Here is a 17,436-nt window from a genome sequence, read left to right on the forward strand (position 1 = left end):
GTGAAGCGTCAGGCGTACCAGCCGATCCTGATCACCGACGCCCCGCGCAGCCAGGACGACCAGCTCAACAGCCGGCAGAAGCGTTACGTGCTGATGATGGCCATCCGGGTCGCGTGCCTGGTGGCGGGCGCGATCCTGGTCGGCGCGAAGGCACCGCTGCTCTGGCTCTGGCTGCCGTTGTGCGCGCTCGGCATGGTGCTCGTGCCCTGGCTCGCCGTGCTGCTCGCCAACGACCGGCCGCCCAAGGAGGAGCACCGGCTGGCGAACCGGTTCCAGAACCGCCGCCGCGAGGAGCCCGCGCCCACTGCGCTGACCACGCAGGAGAACCCGCACAAGATCATCGACGCCGAGCCCTGACCGGCCCGGGCGGATCACCGCCCGGACCGGCCACCCTCGGATCAGGGGGTGGGGCGGGCGCCCACTGTCGTCACTGCCAGCGCGCCCAGGTCGCCGGCGCGGGCCAGCGCGGCGCGCGGATCGGCGCCGGCCAGCCAGGCGGTGAGCAACCCGGCCGCGAACGCGTCCCCGGCACCGGTCACGTCCACCACGTCCACCCCCGGCGCCGGAGCGAACTCCACCACGCCGCCGCGCTCCACCCAGACCGCGCCGGCCGCGCCCTGCTTGACCACCACCCGGTGCGCCACCGCCGTGAGCGCCCGGGCCTGCGCCGCCGGGTCCAGCCCGCCGGCCAGCACCGTCGCCTCGTCCGTGTTGACGAGCAGCAGGTCGACATCGCGTACCCAGGTCAGGAACGCCCCGCCGACGCGCCGCAGCGGCGCCGCGGACGCCGCGTCGACGCTGACGGTCAGCCCGCGCGCGCGGGCCGTGGCCAGCGCGCGCAGGCCGGCGCCGCGCGACCCCACGTCCAACAGGGTGTACGCGGACAGGTGCAGATGCCCGGCGTCGGGCGCCGCGGCCAGCGCCGCGTCCACGTGCGCGGCGGTCAGCCGCAGGTTCGCGCCCCGCTGGCTGACCATGGTCCGCTCCCCGTCGTGGGTGAGCACGATGACGGTGCCGGTCGGATAGCCCTCGTGCCGCTCCACCGCGCAGTCCACACCGATGCGGGTCAGCTCGTCCACCCGCTCCCGGCCGGTCTCGTCGTCGCCGACGGCGGCGACCAGCGTCACCGCCGCGCCCTGCCCGGCGAGCCAGGCCGCGGTGTTGGCCGCCTGCCCGCCGCCGCTGAACCGGATCCCGGCCGCGGTGTCCGAGCCGGTGGCGAGCGGCCCGGACAGGACCGCGAGCACGTCGGTGATGACGTCGCCGACGACGAATATCCGCGGCGTGGTGCTCATGCGGTGCGACGGGTCGCCGCGGCGACCGCGATCCGGGCCGCGAGGTCGGCGTTGCGCAGGATGATCCGGACGTTCACGGTCAGGCTGGCGCCCTCGGTGGCGGCGTGGAAGTGCGACAGCAGGAACGGGGTGACCGCCTTGCCGGTGATCCCTTCCCGGGCCAGCGCGGCCAGCCCCTCGGCGAGCGTGCGGTCGTGCAGCGCCGGGTCGAGCTGCTCGTCGGCGGGCAGCGGGTTGGCCACCACCAGGCCGCCGTGGTGCACACCGTGCGCCGCGCGGGCGGCCAGCACGTCCGCCACCTGCTCCGGCGACTCGACCGACCAGTCCAGGTCGAAGCCGGCGTCGGTGAGGTAGAAGCCGGGGAACCGGCGGGTGCGGTAGCCGACCACACCCACCCCGAGCGTCTCCAGCCGTTCCAGCGTGGCGCCCACGTCGAGGATCGACTTCACCCCGGCGCAGACCACCGCGATCGGGGTCCGGGCCAGCGTGACCAGGTCGGCCGACTCGTCGAACGTCTGCGCCGCCTCCCGGTGCACGCCGCCGAGCCCACCGGTGGCGAACACGCCGATCCCGGCCGCCGTCGCTACCGCGCTGGTGGCCGCGACGGTGGTGGCGCCGTCCGCGCCGGTCGCCGCCGCCGGGGCCAGGTCGCGGACCGAGAGCTTGCTCACGCCGTCGACTGTGGCGAGGCGGGTGAGCTGGGCGTCGTCCAGCCCGACCCGCAGCTCGCCGGCGACCATGCCGATGGTGGCCGGCACCGCCCCCGCGTCCCGTACCGCCTGCTCGATCTCGCGCGCCACGCGCAGATTGTCCGGCCGGGGCAGCCCGTGCGAGACGATCGTGCTCTCCAACGCCACGACCGGGCGGCCGTCGCGCAGGGCGTCGGCCACCTCACTACCGAGACTGATGTGAAAGTTGGTCACGTCGGCTACCGTACGGGCCGCTCCCGCCCGGGGCCCAGGTGGACCAGGACGGACCGACCTGCAAAACTGGAACGCCGGAGGTGGAGTCGTGAGCACAGAGGTTCTCGAGCGTCCCGAGCTGAAGGACGCGGACACTGGTCCGGAGATGTTCCACTACGTCCGCAAGGAGAAGATCGCCGAGAGTGCCGTCATGGGCACCTTCGTGGTCGCGCTCTGCGGCGAGACGTTCCCGGTCACCAAGGCGGCCAAGCCGGGCTCCCCGGTCTGCCCGAAGTGCAAGGAGATCTACGACTCGTACCGCGAGTGATGCCGGGCGGCGTCGCGGCCCGCGCACGTAACCTGCGGCGGTGACCACCTCCACCGCCCTGCTCCTCGCCGACCTCACCGGCGTGGCGGTCTTCGCCGCCTCCGGCGCCTCCGCGGCGGTGGCGAAACGGCTCGACCTGTTCGGGGTCGTCTTCGTCGGCGTGGTCGCCGCGCTCGGCGGCGGCATCTTCCGCGACCTGGCGATCGACGAGGTTCCCCCGCTGGCGTTCGCCGACTGGCGGTACGCCGCCACCGCCTCCCTCACCGCCGCCGCCGTGTTCTGGCTGCACCCGCAGCTCGCCCGGCTGCGCACCACGGTGCTGGTGCTCGACGCCGCCGGCCTCGGCCTGTTCACGGTCATCGGCACGCTCAAGGCCCTCGACGCCGCCGTGCCGCCGGTCGGCGCCTGCATGATCGGCATGCTCACCGCGATCGGTGGCGGGCTGGGCCGCGACCTGCTCACCGGCGAGATCCCGGTGGTGCTGCGCCGGGAGATCTACGCCCTCGCCGCGCTCGCCGGAGCGGTAACGGTGGCGCTGCTGTCGGCGTGCGGACAGGCGACCGCCGTGCCGCTCACCGCCGCCGTCCTGCTGGTGTTCGGGCTGCGCCTGATCGCGCTGCGCCGGCGCTGGTCCGCGCCGGTGGCGACGCTGCGCCCGCCGCGCACCGGCACCGGGGGACCACTGTCCTGACCCGCCGTGCGCCGGGGTGGGCGGATGTGACAGGCGTGGCGTCGAGTGGGGCGTACGGCCCGCGCTGGTTATGCTGAGTCCGCCTTCGCGGCACAGGATGCGCGAGGGCGTTTTCATGGGCGGCGGCTCCCGTGGCCCCGGTCGGGCCCGCCGCCGTCCGCGGCGGAGAGGAGCTACGCGTGCCACCGCGGATGCCGACGCTCGACACGTTCCCGCCCCTGCGTGCCTGGCAACGCAAGGCGCTCGTGGAGTACCTGCGCCGCCGGACCGAGGACTTCACAGCGGTCGCCACGCCCGGCGCCGGCAAGACCACGTTCGCGCTCCGGATCGCCGCCGAACTGCTCGCCGACGGCACGGTCGAGGCGGTCACAGTGGTCGCGCCGACCGAGCACCTGAAGACCCAGTGGGCGCAGGCCGCCGCCCGGGTCGGCATCCAGCTCGACGCCGCGTTCCGCAACGCCGACCTGCACTCCGCCGCCGACTTCCACGGCGCGGTCGTCACGTACGCCCAGGTGGGCATGGCGCCGCAGGTGCACCGCCGGCGCACCATGACCCGCCGCACGCTGGTCATCCTCGACGAGATCCACCACGCCGGCGACTCGCGGACCTGGGGCGACGGCGTCAAGGCGGCGTTCGAGCCCGCGGTACGCCGCCTGATGCTCACCGGTACGCCGTTCCGCTCCGACGACAACCCGATCCCGTTCGTCAGCTACGAGCGCGGCGGGGACGGGCTGCTGCGTTCCCGCGCCGACTCGGTCTACGGCTACTCCGACGCGCTGCGCGAGGGCGTGGTCCGGCCGGTGCTGTTCCTGGCCTACTCGGGGGAGACCCGGTGGCGCACCAACGCCGGCGAGGAACTGGCGGCCCGGCTCGGCGAGCCGATGACGCAGGACCTGATCGCACAGGCGTGGCGTACCGCGCTGGACCCGGCCGGCGACTGGATGCCGCAGGTGCTGCGCGCCGCCGACGCCCGGCTCAGCGTGCTGCGCGCCAACGGCATGCCGGACGCGGGCGGCCTGGTCATCGCCAGCGACCAGCAGGTGGCCCGCGCGTACGCGAAGCTGCTGGAGCGGGTGACCGGTGAGAAGGCCGCCGTGGTGCTCTCCGACGACCAGGGCGCGTCCGCGCGGATCGCGACGTTCGCCGCCTCCCAGCAACGGTGGCTGGTCGCGGTGCGGATGGTGTCCGAGGGCGTCGACATCCCCCGGCTGGCAGTCGGCGTGTACGCGACCAGCGCCAGCACCCCGCTGTACTTCGCGCAGGCGATCGGCCGGTTCGTCCGGGCCCGCCGCTCCGGCGAGACCGCGTCGGTGTTCCTGCCCAGCGTGCCGCATCTGCTCGGGCTGGCGAGTGAGATGGAGGCCGAGCGGGACCACGTGCTCGGCAAGCCGAAGGATCGTGAGGGCTTCGACGACGACCTGTTGGAGCGCGCCCAGCGCGACGACGGCGCCAGCGGCGAGCTGGAGAAGCGCTTCGCCGCGCTCTCCGCCACCGCCGAGCTGGACCAGGTCATCTTCGACGGCGCGTCGTTCGGCACCGCCGCCCAGGCCGGTACGCCCGAAGAGGAGGAATACCTCGGCCTGCCCGGTCTGCTCACCGCAGACCAGGTCTCGCTGCTGCTGACCAAGCGGCAGGCCGAGCAGCTCGCCGCGCAGAAGCGCCGGGCCGCCCAGCGGACCGCTGAGCCGGCCGCTGCGGCCCCGGCGGCGGCGCCCCCACCGATGAGTGCCGCCCAGCGCCGCGTGGCGCTACGGCGGCAGCTGAACGCTCTGGTGGCCGCCCGGCACCACCGCACCGGCCAGCCGCACGGCAAGATCCACGCCGAGCTGCGCCGGATGTGCGGCGGCCCGCCCAGCGCGCAGGCGACGATCGAGCAGCTCGAGGAGCGCATCGCCACCGTGCAGACCCTGTAAGGAAGGGCCCCCTCTTAACGCCTGCGGTAGTGCAGGGGCCCCTTCTTAACACCACGCACCACGCACCACGGGGCACGCCCACGGGGCACGCGGGACGAGCACAAAAACCGGCCGGAGGCGACCCGTGTGGGTGCCTCCGGCCGGTTATGTCGTGATGTGGATTTCCTGTCGGACCTCAGTTCGCCATCAGATCGGCGCCACGCCAGCTGAACTCCGGGTCCGACGCGTAGCGCACGGTGATCTTCACGAGATCCTCCGCGTACTTGTTCGCGTGGTGCCCACAGAACACCAGCTCACTCCCACCCGCCAGAGTGATCCGGAGCTTGCCGGCAGCATTGCAGCGGTCGCACCGTTCATCGGCGGCCGGGGGGCTCACCGTCTCGGGCGGCGGCGTGAGGGTCGGGGTCATCGCCTTCCTCCTCTGGTCGTCACCGATGAACACTCTCTTCGGTTGCTCACCTATCGTGCAACACCCATCTCGGGCCCTGCCTTCCCTGTGTGCCCGCGGGGGACCGAGGTCACACATGGCGTGGGAGACAGTGTGCCGTGCACCAAGGGTGCCACGTCAACGATCACAAACAGGCAACCGATCGATCACTGATGAGTGTTCTACGGCTGGTGATCAAACCGGCACGAATTGTTGACGTCCGGTGGTCAGTCCAGGTAGTCGCGGAGCACCTGGGAACGCGAGGGGTGCCGCAACTTGGACATGGTCTTCGATTCGATCTGCCGGATGCGTTCCCGGGTCACGCCGTACACCTGGCCGATCTCGTCCAGGGTGCGCGGCTGACCGTCGGTGAGGCCGAAGCGCAGGCGCACCACGCCCGCCTCACGCTCGGACAGCGTCTGGAGGACCTGCTGGAGCTGGTCCTGGAGCAGCGAGAACGACACCGCGTCGACAGCGACGACCGCCTCGGAGTCCTCGATGAAGTCGCCGAGCTGGCTGTCGCCCTCGTCGCCGATGGTCTGGTCCAGCGAGATGGGCTCCCGGGCGTACTGCTGGATCTCCAGCACCTTCTCCGGTGTGATGTCCATCTCCTTGGCCAGCTCCTCCGGGGTGGGCTCGCGGCCCAGGTCCTGGAGCAGCTCGCGCTGGATCCGGCCGAGCTTGTTGATCACCTCGACCATGTGCACCGGGATGCGGATGGTGCGGGCCTGGTCGGCCATGGCGCGGGTGATGGCCTGGCGGATCCACCAGGTGGCGTAGGTGGAGAACTTGTAGCCCTTGGTGTAGTCGAACTTCTCGACGGCGCGGATGAGGCCGAGGTTGCCTTCCTGGATGAGGTCGAGGAAGGCCATGCCGCGTCCGGTGTAGCGCTTGGCCAGCGAGACCACCAGCCGCAGGTTGGCCTCCAGCAGGTGGTTCTTGGCCCGCTCGCCGTCCCGGGAGATCCACATCAGGTCGCGCTGCAGGTCGCGGACCAGCTTCTCCTCGCCCTCGTCGGCGGCGCGCAGCCGCTCGGCGGCGTAGAGGCCGGCCTCGATCCGCTTGGCCAGCTCGACCTCCTGCTCGGCGTTGAGCAGCGGAACCTTGCCGATCTGCTTGAGGTACGCCCGCACGGAGTCGGCGGAGGCGGTCAACTCGGCGTCCCGGCGCGCCTGCTTGAGCGCCTCGGACTCCTCGTCGTCCCACTCGAAGTCGTTGTCGGTGGCGGAGCTGGCCGCGTCGGCCTCGGCGGCCCGGGTCAGCTCGGCCGGCTCCTCGACCACCACGTCCTCGATCTCGGCGGCCAGCTGCTCCGGGTCGATCTCGCCCTCGGGGCCGTCGGCCTTCCCCGGCTTCGCCGCGGCGGTCTTGGCGGCCACCGTGGCCTTGGTGGCGCGGGTCGCCTTGGTGGCCTTCGCCGGGGCGGCGGCCTTTGCGACGTCGGCCGTGGTGGCCTTGCGCGCGGTCGCCTTCCGGGGGGCCGGGGCGGGCGACTCCTCGGCGGCCGGCGCCTGCTTCGGGGCGGGCGCGGCGGCCTTCTTGGTGGTCTTGGCCGTGGTCGCGCGGGAGGCCGGGGTGGCGGACCGGGCGGCGGCGACGCGGCGGCGGGTGCTCGCCGAGCCGTCCACCACCACCGTCACGCCCGCCTCGGAGAGCGCGCGGAGGATCTTCTTGGCCTGGGCCGGGGTCACCTCAGCGGACTCGACGGTGCGCGCGAGCTGGGCCGACGTGAGCTGACCACCGGCGCTCTGCGCGTGGGCGATCAGGGTGTCGGTGAGCGAGCGAACGTCGGCGCCGGTCTGGCGGGGATCTGTCACGAAGACCTTCCGGAGGCGAAAGAGCGAGCACGGCCGGGTCGTCCGGCGCAGCATGGGACGGCCGTGCCGGGCGAGTCGTTGAGGACCCCCGTGTCCCGGGCCGTCCGGTCGCTGGCGGTCCGTGGCGCGTGGGCAGGGTGAATTGTAACGCCGTCTGCCGCGATCATCCCGCGCCGCACGGCGGACCGGCGTCGGGGACCGCCGAATCGGCGCAGATGTGGACTTTGTAAGGATGATACCCGCGCACGAGTGGGCCGGTCCCGATCGTGCGGGAAGGGGACGAACATGATCACCGCGACGCCTACGGCGCGGGAGTTGCTCACGATCGCGGTCGATGTGGCCCGGGAGGCCGCCGCCACCGCGTACCGGATGCGGGTCGAGGGTGTCTCGGTGGCCGCGACCAAGAGCACGGTGACCGACGTGGTCACCGCCGCCGACCGGGCGGTGGAACGGCAGGTCCTGGCCGCGCTGCGGCAGCGGCGGCCGGACGACGCGGTGCTGGGTGAGGAGTACGGCGCGGGGGAGACCGGCCCCGCCGACGCCGACGGGGTGCGCTGGATCCTCGACCCGATCGACGGCACCGTCAACTACCTGTACGGGCTGCCCTACTGCGCGGTCTCGCTGGCCGCCGAGGTGGCCGGCGAGGTGGTCGCCGGGGTGGTCCGCAACATCGTCACCGGCGAGGAGTGGACCGCGACGCTCGGCGGCGGCGCCTGGCGCGACGGGCAGCGGCTGAGCGGCTCGGCCGCGACCGATCTCGGCCAGGCGCTCGTGGCCACCGGCTTCGGCTACGACGCCGCCCGCCGGGCCCACCAGGCGCGGGTGGTGGCCGAGCTGATCCCGCACATCCGGGACATCCGCCGGATGGGCGCCGCCGCGCTCGACCTCTGCCTGGCCGCCGAGGGGCGGGTGGACGCGTACTACGAGAAGGGGCTGGCCGCCTGGGACCTGGCCGCCGGCGGGCTGGTCGCCCGGGAGGCCGGGCTGCTGGTGACCGGCCTGTCCGGCCGCCCGGCCGGACCGGACCTGGTGCTCGCCGCGCCGCCCGCGCTGCACGGGCCGCTGCACGCCCGGCTCGTCGACCTGGACGCCTCCGGCGGGCCGTGACCGGTGCCGCAGACGCGACAGGGCGGCCTCCCCGGGGGAAGACCGCCCCGCGTGGCCGGACCGCCCGTCGCCTACTTCTCGATCGGCTTCGGGCAGGTCTCGGGCGGCGCCTGCGGCGCGCCCAGGTCGCCGAGCGACTGGTTGACCTCGGTGGTGGTGGCGAGCTGCTGGAACTGGTTGCCCAGGACCACGTCGACCACGTCGTCCTTGCGGTTCGCGTCGAACTTCTGGTTGGCCTCGTTGAGGAAGTACGCGCGCAGCAGGTGCGCCGAGCCCACGGCGTTGGGCCCGAACCGCAGCTCGGCCACGCCCTCGAACGCCTTCTTCTCGTTGCCGACCTTCTTGACCTGGAACTTGCGGTTGCGGAAGTCGTCCGCGACGCTGCCGGCCCGGCCGGCCTCGTCGGTGGCGTTGTAGACGTTGATCTTGACGTCCTTCTGTTCCCGCAGCCGCAGGTCGACCAGGGGCCAGCCGTCCGGGCAGTCGGCCGCCGTACCGGCTGTGCCCTGACTGTCCTTCAGCACGGCGATGACCACGAAGACCAGGGCGACGAGCGCCAGCAGTCCGACGACAACGAGTGCCCGCACTCGCGCAAAACTCATCCTGGGCGCTCCCCGGACAGTGATTGGGTGGTGGCGGGCGACGCGGTCGGGCCGCGACCGGTCGGCCGTCGAGTACGCCGCTGAGGTTAACGGTTGTCCGGCTCAGGCGTGGAAACAGTCCGACATACCGGCGCGCCACGCGGTGAACCGGTAGGACTACCCCTATCTTCGTGTCGCCTGAGTCACATTGGGAACAACTTCGGGCGCAGAGGCGTACATCTCCACCGCGAGGGCGGTATACATGCCTCGCCCACAGGGGGGGTAAGGTTCCGCGCTCACCGGGGGTGTTTGCGCTCCGGTGAGCCCGGCCCACCGCTCGTCGGGTCGGGTGCCCGACAGAGATGGTGGCCGGTCAGGGGAACCGAAACGGCGTCGTCCGGCGTTACAACCGGCAGCGACAATATCGATATTGGAGAGTGAAACCGATGGCCACCGACTACGACGCCCCGCGTCGCGACGAGGTCGACCTCGGCGAGGACAGCCTGGAAGAGCTCAAGGCCCGGCGGGTCGACTCACAGTCGGGCGCCGTGGACGTCGACGAGGCCGAGGTGGCCGAGAGCTTCGAGCTGCCCGGCGCCGATCTGGCCGACGAGGAGCTCACGGTCAAGGTCCTCCCGATGCAGCAGGACGAGTTCCGGTGCGCCCGCTGCTTCCTGGTCCACCACCGCAGCCAGCTGGCGGTCGAGCGCAACGGCGACCTGATCTGCCGCGAGTGCGTCTGATCCCGACCGGGGACACCAGCGGCGGCCTCCTCGACGGGGCCGCCGCTGTTCGAGCCGCCGCCGTGCGCCGGTGGCCGGTTGCTGCTTGACTCGTTACGGGCGGCGCCACGCCGCGCGGAGCAGGAGGGCGGACGGGTGAGCGAGCGCAGTGAGGGGACCGGCGCCGACCGGACCCCGGCTCCAGCGGCGAGACCGGCATCGACCGGCCCGGATGCGACACCCGAGCCGGCCGGCTCCGGCCCGGCGTCCGGTGAGCTCGGCGCGGACGCCGGGGAACTCGGCGCGACAGTCGCCGCCCTGACCGCCGACGACATCGCTCCGGCCCGCCGGCGGCAACTGCTGACCCGGCTGGTCGGGCAGGCTCGCGCCCGCGGGGTCACCGATCTGTTCAAGCCGCGGGCGGCGGTGCGCTGGATGACCGACACGGTCGCCGAGATCGCCCCGCACGTGCCGATCCGCGACCTCGCCACGCTGCGGCGGCACTTCCCCGGCCTGGACGACGACGCGCTCGCCGACCGGCTGGTCCGCAACGCGTCCCGGGCCACCGCCGGGGTCGGCGCGGCCGGCGGTGGCGTGGCCGCGGTCGAGTGGGCGGTGACGCCCACGCTGCTCTCCGCCCCCATCCTGCTGGCCGCCGAGACGGTCGCCGTGGTGGCGATCGAGCTGAAACTCATCGGCGAGCTGCACGAGGTCCACCGGGTGCCGCTGCCCGCCGGCGGCACCGGCCGCGCGGTGTCGCTCGTGCAGTCCTGGGCCACCCAGCGCGGGGTCAACCCGATGATGCCGGGCGTCGGGGTGAGCGCGGTGCTCGGCACCGCCGCCCGCCGCGAGCTGCGGGACAGCCTGATGCGCCGCTTCGGGCGCAACCTCACCACGCTCGGGCCGTTCCTGACCGGCGCCGCCGTGGCCGGCTACCTCAACCGCCGGGCCACCCGCGCGCTCGGCGAGCAACTACGCAAGGACCTGCGGCGTACCGCCCGTGCGCTGCCCGACAAGCCGTCCTGACCGGCGTCGGGACGGCTCCCGCGGCCGAAGCGGATGCCGTCCGGGGGCCGACGGTCAGGCCGCGTCGCGGGCGGCCAGGACGGCGGCCGCCAGCTGCCCTGGGCGCCGGGTGCTGACCACCCAGAACGGGGTCGGGTCGTCCGGGTCGTCCAGCACCACCTGCACGGCGCCGCCGATCCACGGGCGCTGCACCACGAAGGCCAGCGGATCGGAGCCGACGCCGAGCACCTCGCGCCGGCCGGCCGCGTCCAGCGGCACCACGTCCGCGATGTACCGCACCGGGAGGTGGGCGTCGTCCACCAGCAGCTCGCCGTCGCGCACCTCGACCCGGATCCGGCCCAGCCACCACAGGGCGGCCACCGCGGCGGGGATCAGCAGCACGAACGGCAGCCAGGCGCGGACACCGGTCGCGCCCATCCAGAGCTCGACGGCGAGCAGCGCGGCCGCGGCCAGCCCGAGCGGCCAGGCCCACCAGGGCAGCCCGAGGCGCTCCGCGTACGGCGCGGCGCTGGCCGGCGGCGCGGCCGGAGATGACGACTGACGCACACTGACGAGGGTACGGCGCGTCGCGGGCCGGGCAACCGGCAGGATGACAGGGCACCCCCGCAGGACCGGACGGAAGAGGATGACCGTGACAGACGTCGTACCCGTGCCCGTGCGGCTGCTCGACCCGGAGCTGCCGCTGCCGGCGTACGCCCATCCCGGCGACGCCGGCGCGGACCTGGTGGCCGCCGCGGACGTCGAGTTGCCGCCCGGCGGCCGGGCCCTGGTGCCCACCGGCGTGTCGGTGGCGCTGCCCGACGGGTACGTCGGGCTGGTCCACCCCCGATCAGGTCTGGCGGCGAGGCTCGGCGTGACGGTGCTCAACGCGCCCGGTACGGTCGACGCCGGCTACCGGGGTGAGATCCTGGTCAACCTGATCAACCATGATCGGGACACGCCAGCCAAGATCAGCCGGGGCGACCGCATCGCGCAACTGGTGGTCCAGCGGGTCGCCCGGGCCGAGTTCCGGCCGGTGGCCGAGCTGCCCGCGTCCCGGCGTGGCGCGGGCGGGCACGGGTCCACAGGCGGGCACGCCGGTCTGGTCCCGGCGCCGTCCGGCGGGCAGAGCGAAGAGGTGGCAGGGTGAGTGCGAACAGCGGAGGGTGGGCGCAGTGATCTTCTCCCGGAAGCGGGCCGACGAGGCGCGTGACAATGGGGTCCTCGACGCCGAGGAGACCTCGTCGGCGCCGGATCGCGGGCCGTACGACGTCAGCGAGGCCCCCGAAGCGCCCCGGCTCGACCTGGGCAGCCTCCAGATCCCGGCGGTGCCGGACGTGGAGGTGCGCGTCCAGGCCGACCCGCAGGGCGTGATCCAGCAGGTGGTGCTGGTGCACGGGCAGAACGCGCTGCAGCTCGGCGTCTTCGCCGCCCCCCGCTCCGAGGGCATCTGGGACGAGGTGCGCGAGGAGATCCGCCAGTCGCTCACCGCCGACGGCGCCACCGTCCAGGAGGCCGACGGGGAGCGTGGTCCCGAGCTGCGCGCCCGGGTGCGTACCCCGGACGGCCCGACGGACCTGCGCTTCGTCGGCATCGACGGCCCGCGCTGGATGGTGCGCGGCGTCTTCCAGGGTGTCGCGGCCATCGACGCGGCCGCTGCCGGGCCGCTGACGGCCTGCCTGGACGGCCTGGTTGTCGACCGCGGGCAGGAGGCCAAGCCGGTGCGCGAGCCGCTGCCGCTGCGGCTGCCCCGCGAGGTCGCCGAGCAGCAGGCCGACGCCGGCCAGCAGGAGGTCTGAATCCACACGTGCCCGGGCCCGGCGTCGTACCGGCGCCGGGCCCGCGGCGTGCCGCGTCCCGGGCGGCGGTACGCGCGCGACGGCGCTCCCGCCGGCGGGCCGCATCGGCGTACGCTGGCGGGACGGTTCCGCCACCCGCGGGGCCCCGCTGTGGAGAGGGTGACGCGGAGGTCATGACGACCGACGAGAGCCGGGGGTCGCTGCGGCGGCTCCTGCACCGGCTCACCGCCAGCGAGGCCGAGATCGAGGCGCAGGAGCTGCGCCGGGAGAGCGCCGAGTCCGGCGGCACGCCGGCCCACCAGTGCAACAGGGGCCAGGTGGTGTCGGTGGCCGGGCGGCTGCGCACCGTGGTCTACACGCCGCGCACGAACCTGCCCACGCTGGAGGCGGACCTCTACGACGGCACCGACGTCGTCACCCTGGTCTGGCTGGGTCGCCGGCACATCGCCGGGATCGAGCCGGGCCGGCACCTGACCGCGCGCGGCCGGGTGGCGGTACGTGACGACCGCAAGGTGATCTACAACCCGTACTACGAGCTGGAGTCGCCGAAGTGACGACCGGACAGCAGCACACCCCGTCGGGTCTCGGCCCGCAGGACGAGGAGCGGCTGCCCAGCCTCGCCGAGCAGATGGCCGACCAACTCGGCGGATGGCGCGGGCTGGTCGAGTCGAGCATCCCGGTGGTGGTCTTCGTGGTCGCCAACGTGATCGGCGAGCTGCGCCCCGCCGTGTACGCCTCGGTGGCGGTGGCGCTGCTGATCGCCGGGCTGCGGCTGGCCCAGCGCAAGCCGGTGCGGCACGCGATGAACGGGCTGTTCGGCGTCGGCATCGGCGCGCTGCTGGCCCTGCGTACCGGCGACGAGCGCGACTTCTACCTGCCCGGCATCCTCTACGGCATCGGCTACGGCCTGGCGCTGCTGCTCTCCGCCGCGATCCGTCAGCCGCTGGTCGGCTGGATCTGGTCGGTGCTGGTCGCCAAGGGGCGCTCCGAGTGGCGCGACGACCCCAAGCTGGTGCGCACCTTCACCCAGCTCACCGTGCTGTGGGGCGTGGTGTGGCTGGCCAAGGTGGGCGTACAGGCCGGGCTCTACCTGGCCCATCAGGACACCGCGCTGGGCGTGGCCCGGCTCGCGCTGGGCTACCCGCCGTACGCGTTGCTGTTGCTGATCACCGTCTGGGTGGTGCGCCGGGTCACCCGGGAGACCGCACCCACCCCGCTGCCCGGCTCCTGAGGCGGCCTCAGGCGCGGTCCCGGTGGCGGTCGGCGCTGGGCGGGCCGAGGATCACCGTGCGCACGTCGTCCTCCACCGCGGCGGTGCAGACGAAGACCAGTTCGTCGCCGGCCTCGATCGGGTCGTCCGGGGTGGGCACCAGCACCCGCTTGCCGCGCACGATCGCCACCAGCGCCGCGTCCCGGGGGATCGGCACCGCGTGGATCGCCTGCCCCACGTAGGGCGCGGTCGGCGGCAGGGTGATCTCGACCAGGTTCGCCTCGCCCTGCCGGAACGTCATCAGCCGGACCAGGTCGCCGACGGTGACCGCCTCCTCGACGAGCGCCGCCATCACGCGCGGCTTGCTGACCGCCACGTCGACGCCCCACTGGTCGGTGAACAGCCACTCGTTCTCCGCCCGGTTCACCCGGGCCACCACGCGCGGCACCGCGAACTCGGTCTTGGCCAGCAGCGACACCACGAGGTTGACCTTGTCGTCGCCGGTGGCCGCCACCACCACGTCGCACCCGGCCACGTTGGCCTCCTCCAGGCTGGCCAGCTCGCACGCGTCGGCGAGCACCCAGTCCGCGGCGGGCACCCGGTCGGGCCGCAGCATCCTGGGCTGCCGCTCGATCAGCATCACCTGGTGGCCGTTGTCGATCAGCTCCTGGGCGATCGAGCGGCCCACGTTGCCGGCGCCGGCGATGGCGATCCGCATGGCTCAGTGCCCCCCTTCCGGCGGCGCCGCCGCCACCGACGTGACCGAGCCGTTGATGTCGTCGGTCACCAGCATGAAGACCTGGTCGCCCTCCTGCACCACGGTGGAGGCGGTGGGCAGGGTGCCGATGCCGAACCGGTTCAGGTAGGCCACCCGGGCGCCGGCGGTCTGCTCCAGCTGCCGTAGCGGCCGCCCGATCCAGTCCTTGTGCACCGGCACCTCGATGATCGACACGGTGCTGGTCGGGTCGCGGAAGATCTCCACGTTGCCCTCGGGGACCAGGTGGCGCAGCATGCGGTCGGCCGTCCAGCGGACGGTCGCCACGGTGGGGATGCCGAGCCGCTCGTAGACCTGCGCCCGGCGCTGGTCGTAGATGCGGGCCGCGACCCGGGACACGCCGAACGTCTCCCGCGCCAGCCGGGCCGAGATGATGTTGGAGTTGTCGCCGCTGGAGACCGCCGCGAACGCGTCGGCCCGCTCGATGCCGGCCTGGCGCAGCACCTCGCCGTCGAAGCCCGCGCCGGTCACCGTGATGCCGGCGAAGTCCGGCCCGAGCCGGCGGAACGCGTCCGCGTCCTGGTCGATCACCGCCACCGAGTGGCCGCGCGACTCCAGGCTGTGGGCCAGGGTCGACCCGACCCGGCCGCAGCCCATGATCACCACATGCACGGTGCCCGCTCCTCCCACGGCGCCGCCCGCCGACCCGTCGCCTGCGAGCCTGCCACGTCCCCCTGCCGGACGGGGGACCGAACCGTACCGCGCGGGCGCGCACGCCGGAGATCGACCACCCCCGCGCCCGGCACCCGGTGGTCGTACGCTTGGCGGTTGTGGCCCGACCCACCTCGCTGCTGAAGCGACTCCTCCTCGGTCGACCGTTCCGGTCCGACCGCCTGCAGCACACGCTGCTGCCGAAGCGCATCGCGCTACCGGTCTTCGCCTCCGACGCGCTCTCCAGCGTGGCGTACGCGCCGGACGAGATCCTCCTGACGCTGTCCATCGCCGGCGCCTCGGCGTTCTTCTTCTCGCCGTGGGTCGCGCTCGCGGTGGTCGTCGTCATGCTCACCGTCGTCGCGAGCTACCGCCAGAACGTGCACGCCTACCCCTCCGGCGGCGGCGACTACGAGGTGGCCACCGTCAACCTGGGCCCCCGCGCCGGTCTCGCGGTGGCCAGCGCGCTGCTCGTCGACTACGTGCTCACCGTCGCCGTCTCGGTCTCCTCCGGGGTGGCGAACCTCGGCTCGGTGGTGCCGTTCGTGGCCACCCACAAGGTGCTCATCGCGGTCAGCGCGGTGGTGCTGCTCACCGCGATCAACCTGCGCGGCCTGCGCGAGTCCGGCACCGCCTTCGCCATCCCCACCTACGGCTTCGTGATCGTCATCGGCGGCATGCTGCTGACCGGCCTGGTCCGCGTCTTCGTGCTCGGCGACGACCTGCGCGCGCCGAGCGCCGGCCTGGAGATCCAGGCCGAGCACAGCGTCACCGGGTTCGCGCTGGTGTTCCTGCTGCTGCGGACGTTCTCCTCGGGCTGCGCGGCGCTCACCGGCGTGGAGGCGATCTCCAACGGCGTACCGGCGTTCAAGTCCCCCAAGTCGAAGAACGCGGCGACCACGCTGCTGCTGCTCGGCGGCATCGCGGTGACCATGCTGGTCGGCATCATCTGGCTGTCCCGGCTCACCGGCCTGCAGTTCGTCGAGGACCCGCGTACGCAGATCGTCTCCGGCCCGGTCGACTACGTGCAGAAGACGGTGACCGTGCAGCTCGGGGAGACGGTGTTCGGCGGCGGCTCGGTGCTGCTCTACGTGGTCGCCGGGATGACCGCGCTGATCCTCTTCCTGGCCGCCAACACCGCGTTCAACGGCTTCCCGGTGCTCGGCTCGATCCTGGCGCAGGACCGCTACCTGCCGCGCCAGCTGCACACCCGCGGCGACCGGCTGGCGTTCTCCAACGGCATCCTCTTCCTCGCCGTCTTCGCGGTGGTGCTGATCATCGGCTTCCAGGCCGAGGTGACCAAGCTCATCCAGCTCTACATCGTCGGGGTGTTCGTCTCGTTCACGCTCTCCCAGGCCGGCATGATCCGGCACTGGAACCGGCACCTGCGCAACGAGCGGGACCCGGAGGCGCGCCGCCGGATGCTCCGCTCCCGGGCGATCAACACGTTCGGCATGGCGATGACCGCCGTGGTGCTGGTCATCGTGCTGGCCACCAAGTTCCTGCTGGGCGCCTGGATCGCGATCGTCGCGATGGCGATGATGTACGTGGTGATGCTCGGCATCCGCCGGCACTACGACCGGATCGCCGAGGAGCTGGAGCCGACCGAGCAGCGGGGCGTCCTGCCCGCCCGCAACCACGCCATCGTGCTGGTCAGCAAGCTGCACAAGCCGACGCTTCGGGCCGTGGCGTACGCGCGGGCGACCCGGCCGGACACGCTCACCGCGGTCACCGTGAACGTGGACGAGCAGGACACCCGGGACCTGCAGGCCGACTGGGAGCGACGCGAGCTGCCCGTGCCGCTCACCGTGATCGACTCCCCGTACCGGGAGATCACCCGCCCGATCCTCGACTTCGTCGCGTCGGTGCGCCGCGAGTCGCCGCGCGACGTGGTCACCGTCTTCATTCCCGAGTACGTGGTGGGGCGCTGGTGGGAGAACCTGCTGCACAACCAGAGCGCGCTGCGGCTCAAGGGGCGGCTGCTGTTCGAGCCGGGCGTGATGGTGACGAGCGTGCCGTGGCAGCTCGCCTCCACCGCCAGCAAGAACCTGGACCGGCTGGACGCCACGCTCAGCCGTACCCCGGCGCGCGGTCCCCGGGTGGCGCCGCAGAGCACGCTGCCGCCGCCGGTGGCGTCCACCCCGTCCACCGAGCGAGAGGAGCAGCAGTGAGCGGCGACGAACGTCCCGGCCCTGCGTCGTCCGGTTCTGTGC

20 protein-coding genes are annotated in these 17,436 nt (G+C 73.2%); 12 read left to right on the forward strand and 8 right to left on the reverse strand.

Going from position 1 to position 17,436, the window contains the following annotated elements; all coding sequences use genetic code 11:
- Nucleotides 1–357: a DUF3099 domain-containing protein gene (locus MicB006_RS07980; RefSeq protein ID WP_116504939.1), complete on the forward strand. Its 357-nt coding sequence runs from the start codon at nt 1–3 to the stop codon at nt 355–357.
- 41 nt (nt 358–398) lie between these two features.
- On the opposite strand, the gene MicB006_RS07985 is transcribed toward MicB006_RS07980, so the two are convergent.
- Nucleotides 399–1,295 carry a carbohydrate kinase family protein gene (locus tag MicB006_RS07985; protein ID WP_073830187.1) on the reverse strand — a complete coding sequence of 299 codons (897 nt, stop codon included), beginning with the start codon at nt 1,293–1,295 and terminating at the stop codon, nt 399–401.
- Nucleotides 1,292–2,218 carry a pseudouridine-5'-phosphate glycosidase gene (locus MicB006_RS07990; RefSeq protein ID WP_116504941.1) on the reverse strand — a complete coding sequence of 309 codons (927 nt, stop codon included), beginning with the start codon at nt 2,216–2,218 and terminating at the stop codon, nt 1,292–1,294. Before MicB006_RS07990 ends, MicB006_RS07985 begins: the two co-directional genes overlap by 4 nt.
- An 88-nt stretch (nt 2,219–2,306) precedes the next feature.
- Between MicB006_RS07990 and MicB006_RS07995 the strand changes: the two genes are divergently transcribed.
- From MicB006_RS07995 to MicB006_RS08005, 3 genes are all read left to right on the forward strand, one after another.
- The gene (locus tag MicB006_RS07995; RefSeq protein WP_007456912.1) at nt 2,307–2,525 is read left to right on the forward strand and encodes a DUF3039 domain-containing protein; all 219 of its coding nucleotides are present in this window, start codon (nt 2,307–2,309) and stop codon (nt 2,523–2,525) included.
- A gap of 40 nt (nt 2,526–2,565) precedes the next feature.
- A complete protein-coding gene (locus MicB006_RS08000; protein ID WP_073830185.1) occupies nt 2,566–3,216 on the forward strand; it encodes a trimeric intracellular cation channel family protein in 651 nt (216 codons plus the stop codon).
- 179 nt (nt 3,217–3,395) lie between these two features.
- Nucleotides 3,396–5,129, forward strand: a complete 1,734-nt coding sequence (locus tag MicB006_RS08005; RefSeq protein WP_116511251.1) for a DEAD/DEAH box helicase — start codon at nt 3,396–3,398, stop codon at nt 5,127–5,129.
- A 175-nt stretch (nt 5,130–5,304) separates the two neighbouring features.
- On the opposite strand, the gene MicB006_RS08010 is transcribed toward MicB006_RS08005, so the two are convergent.
- On the reverse strand, nt 5,305–5,538 hold the full coding sequence (locus tag MicB006_RS08010) for a hypothetical protein (protein ID WP_013284786.1): 234 nt from the start codon (nt 5,536–5,538) through the stop codon (nt 5,305–5,307).
- 245 nt (nt 5,539–5,783) lie between these two features.
- Nucleotides 5,784–7,373, reverse strand: a complete 1,590-nt coding sequence (locus MicB006_RS08015) for an RNA polymerase sigma factor (protein ID WP_073830483.1) — start codon at nt 7,371–7,373, stop codon at nt 5,784–5,786.
- Between the two features lie 285 nt (nt 7,374–7,658).
- On the opposite strand from MicB006_RS08015, the gene MicB006_RS08020 reads away from it, so the two are divergent.
- Entirely contained in the window at nt 7,659–8,480 is an 822-nt protein-coding gene (locus MicB006_RS08020; RefSeq protein WP_116504943.1) for an inositol monophosphatase family protein, read from the forward strand.
- Between the two features lie 71 nt (nt 8,481–8,551).
- Here MicB006_RS08020 and MicB006_RS08025 read toward each other — a convergent pair whose 3' ends face one another.
- On the reverse strand, nt 8,552–9,067 hold the full coding sequence (locus tag MicB006_RS08025) for a LytR C-terminal domain-containing protein (protein ID WP_192900273.1): 516 nt from the start codon (nt 9,065–9,067) through the stop codon (nt 8,552–8,554).
- A gap of 440 nt (nt 9,068–9,507) precedes the next feature.
- Here MicB006_RS08025 and MicB006_RS08030 point away from each other — a divergent pair, with 440 nt between their 5' ends.
- Both MicB006_RS08030 and MicB006_RS08035 read left to right on the forward strand, forming a co-directional pair.
- Entirely contained in the window at nt 9,508–9,804 is a 297-nt protein-coding gene (locus tag MicB006_RS08030; RefSeq protein WP_013284790.1) for a DUF4193 domain-containing protein, read from the forward strand.
- 135 nt (nt 9,805–9,939) lie between these two features.
- Nucleotides 9,940–10,809, forward strand: a complete 870-nt coding sequence (locus tag MicB006_RS08035; protein WP_116504945.1) for a hypothetical protein — start codon at nt 9,940–9,942, stop codon at nt 10,807–10,809.
- Nucleotides 10,810–10,863: 54 nt separating this feature from the next.
- Here MicB006_RS08035 and MicB006_RS08040 read toward each other — a convergent pair whose 3' ends face one another.
- Nucleotides 10,864–11,355: a DUF3093 domain-containing protein gene (locus tag MicB006_RS08040; protein ID WP_116504947.1), complete on the reverse strand. Its 492-nt coding sequence runs from the start codon at nt 11,353–11,355 to the stop codon at nt 10,864–10,866.
- Between the two features lie 85 nt (nt 11,356–11,440).
- Between MicB006_RS08040 and dut the strand changes: the two genes are divergently transcribed.
- From dut to MicB006_RS08060, 4 genes are all read left to right on the forward strand, one after another.
- A complete protein-coding gene (gene dut, locus MicB006_RS08045) occupies nt 11,441–11,938 on the forward strand; it encodes a dUTP diphosphatase (protein ID WP_184689430.1) in 498 nt (165 codons plus the stop codon).
- A gap of 25 nt (nt 11,939–11,963) precedes the next feature.
- On the forward strand, nt 11,964–12,587 hold the full coding sequence (locus tag MicB006_RS08050) for a DUF3710 domain-containing protein (protein ID WP_116504949.1): 624 nt from the start codon (nt 11,964–11,966) through the stop codon (nt 12,585–12,587).
- A 173-nt stretch (nt 12,588–12,760) separates the two neighbouring features.
- Nucleotides 12,761–13,141: an OB-fold nucleic acid binding domain-containing protein gene (locus MicB006_RS08055; RefSeq protein ID WP_030502986.1), complete on the forward strand. Its 381-nt coding sequence runs from the start codon at nt 12,761–12,763 to the stop codon at nt 13,139–13,141.
- Complete coding sequence (locus tag MicB006_RS08060) at nt 13,138–13,818, forward strand: DUF3159 domain-containing protein (RefSeq protein WP_073830177.1); 681 nt, start codon at nt 13,138–13,140, stop codon at nt 13,816–13,818. Before MicB006_RS08055 ends, MicB006_RS08060 begins: the two co-directional genes overlap by 4 nt.
- A gap of 7 nt (nt 13,819–13,825) precedes the next feature.
- On the opposite strand, the gene MicB006_RS08065 is transcribed toward MicB006_RS08060, so the two are convergent.
- Both MicB006_RS08065 and MicB006_RS08070 read right to left on the reverse strand, forming a co-directional pair.
- On the reverse strand, nt 13,826–14,515 hold the full coding sequence (locus tag MicB006_RS08065) for a TrkA family potassium uptake protein (RefSeq protein WP_073830176.1): 690 nt from the start codon (nt 14,513–14,515) through the stop codon (nt 13,826–13,828).
- Between the two features lie 3 nt (nt 14,516–14,518).
- Nucleotides 14,519–15,184: a TrkA family potassium uptake protein gene (locus MicB006_RS08070; protein WP_073830175.1), complete on the reverse strand. Its 666-nt coding sequence runs from the start codon at nt 15,182–15,184 to the stop codon at nt 14,519–14,521.
- 158 nt (nt 15,185–15,342) lie between these two features.
- On the opposite strand from MicB006_RS08070, the gene MicB006_RS08075 reads away from it, so the two are divergent.
- Nucleotides 15,343–17,394 carry an APC family permease gene (locus MicB006_RS08075; protein ID WP_073830174.1) on the forward strand — a complete coding sequence of 684 codons (2,052 nt, stop codon included), beginning with the start codon at nt 15,343–15,345 and terminating at the stop codon, nt 17,392–17,394.
- Nucleotides 17,395–17,436 lie beyond the last annotated feature (42 nt).

This window comes from Micromonospora sp. B006, from assembly GCF_003408515.1.
Lineage (GTDB): Bacteria > Actinomycetota > Actinomycetes > Mycobacteriales > Micromonosporaceae > Micromonospora > Micromonospora echinospora_A.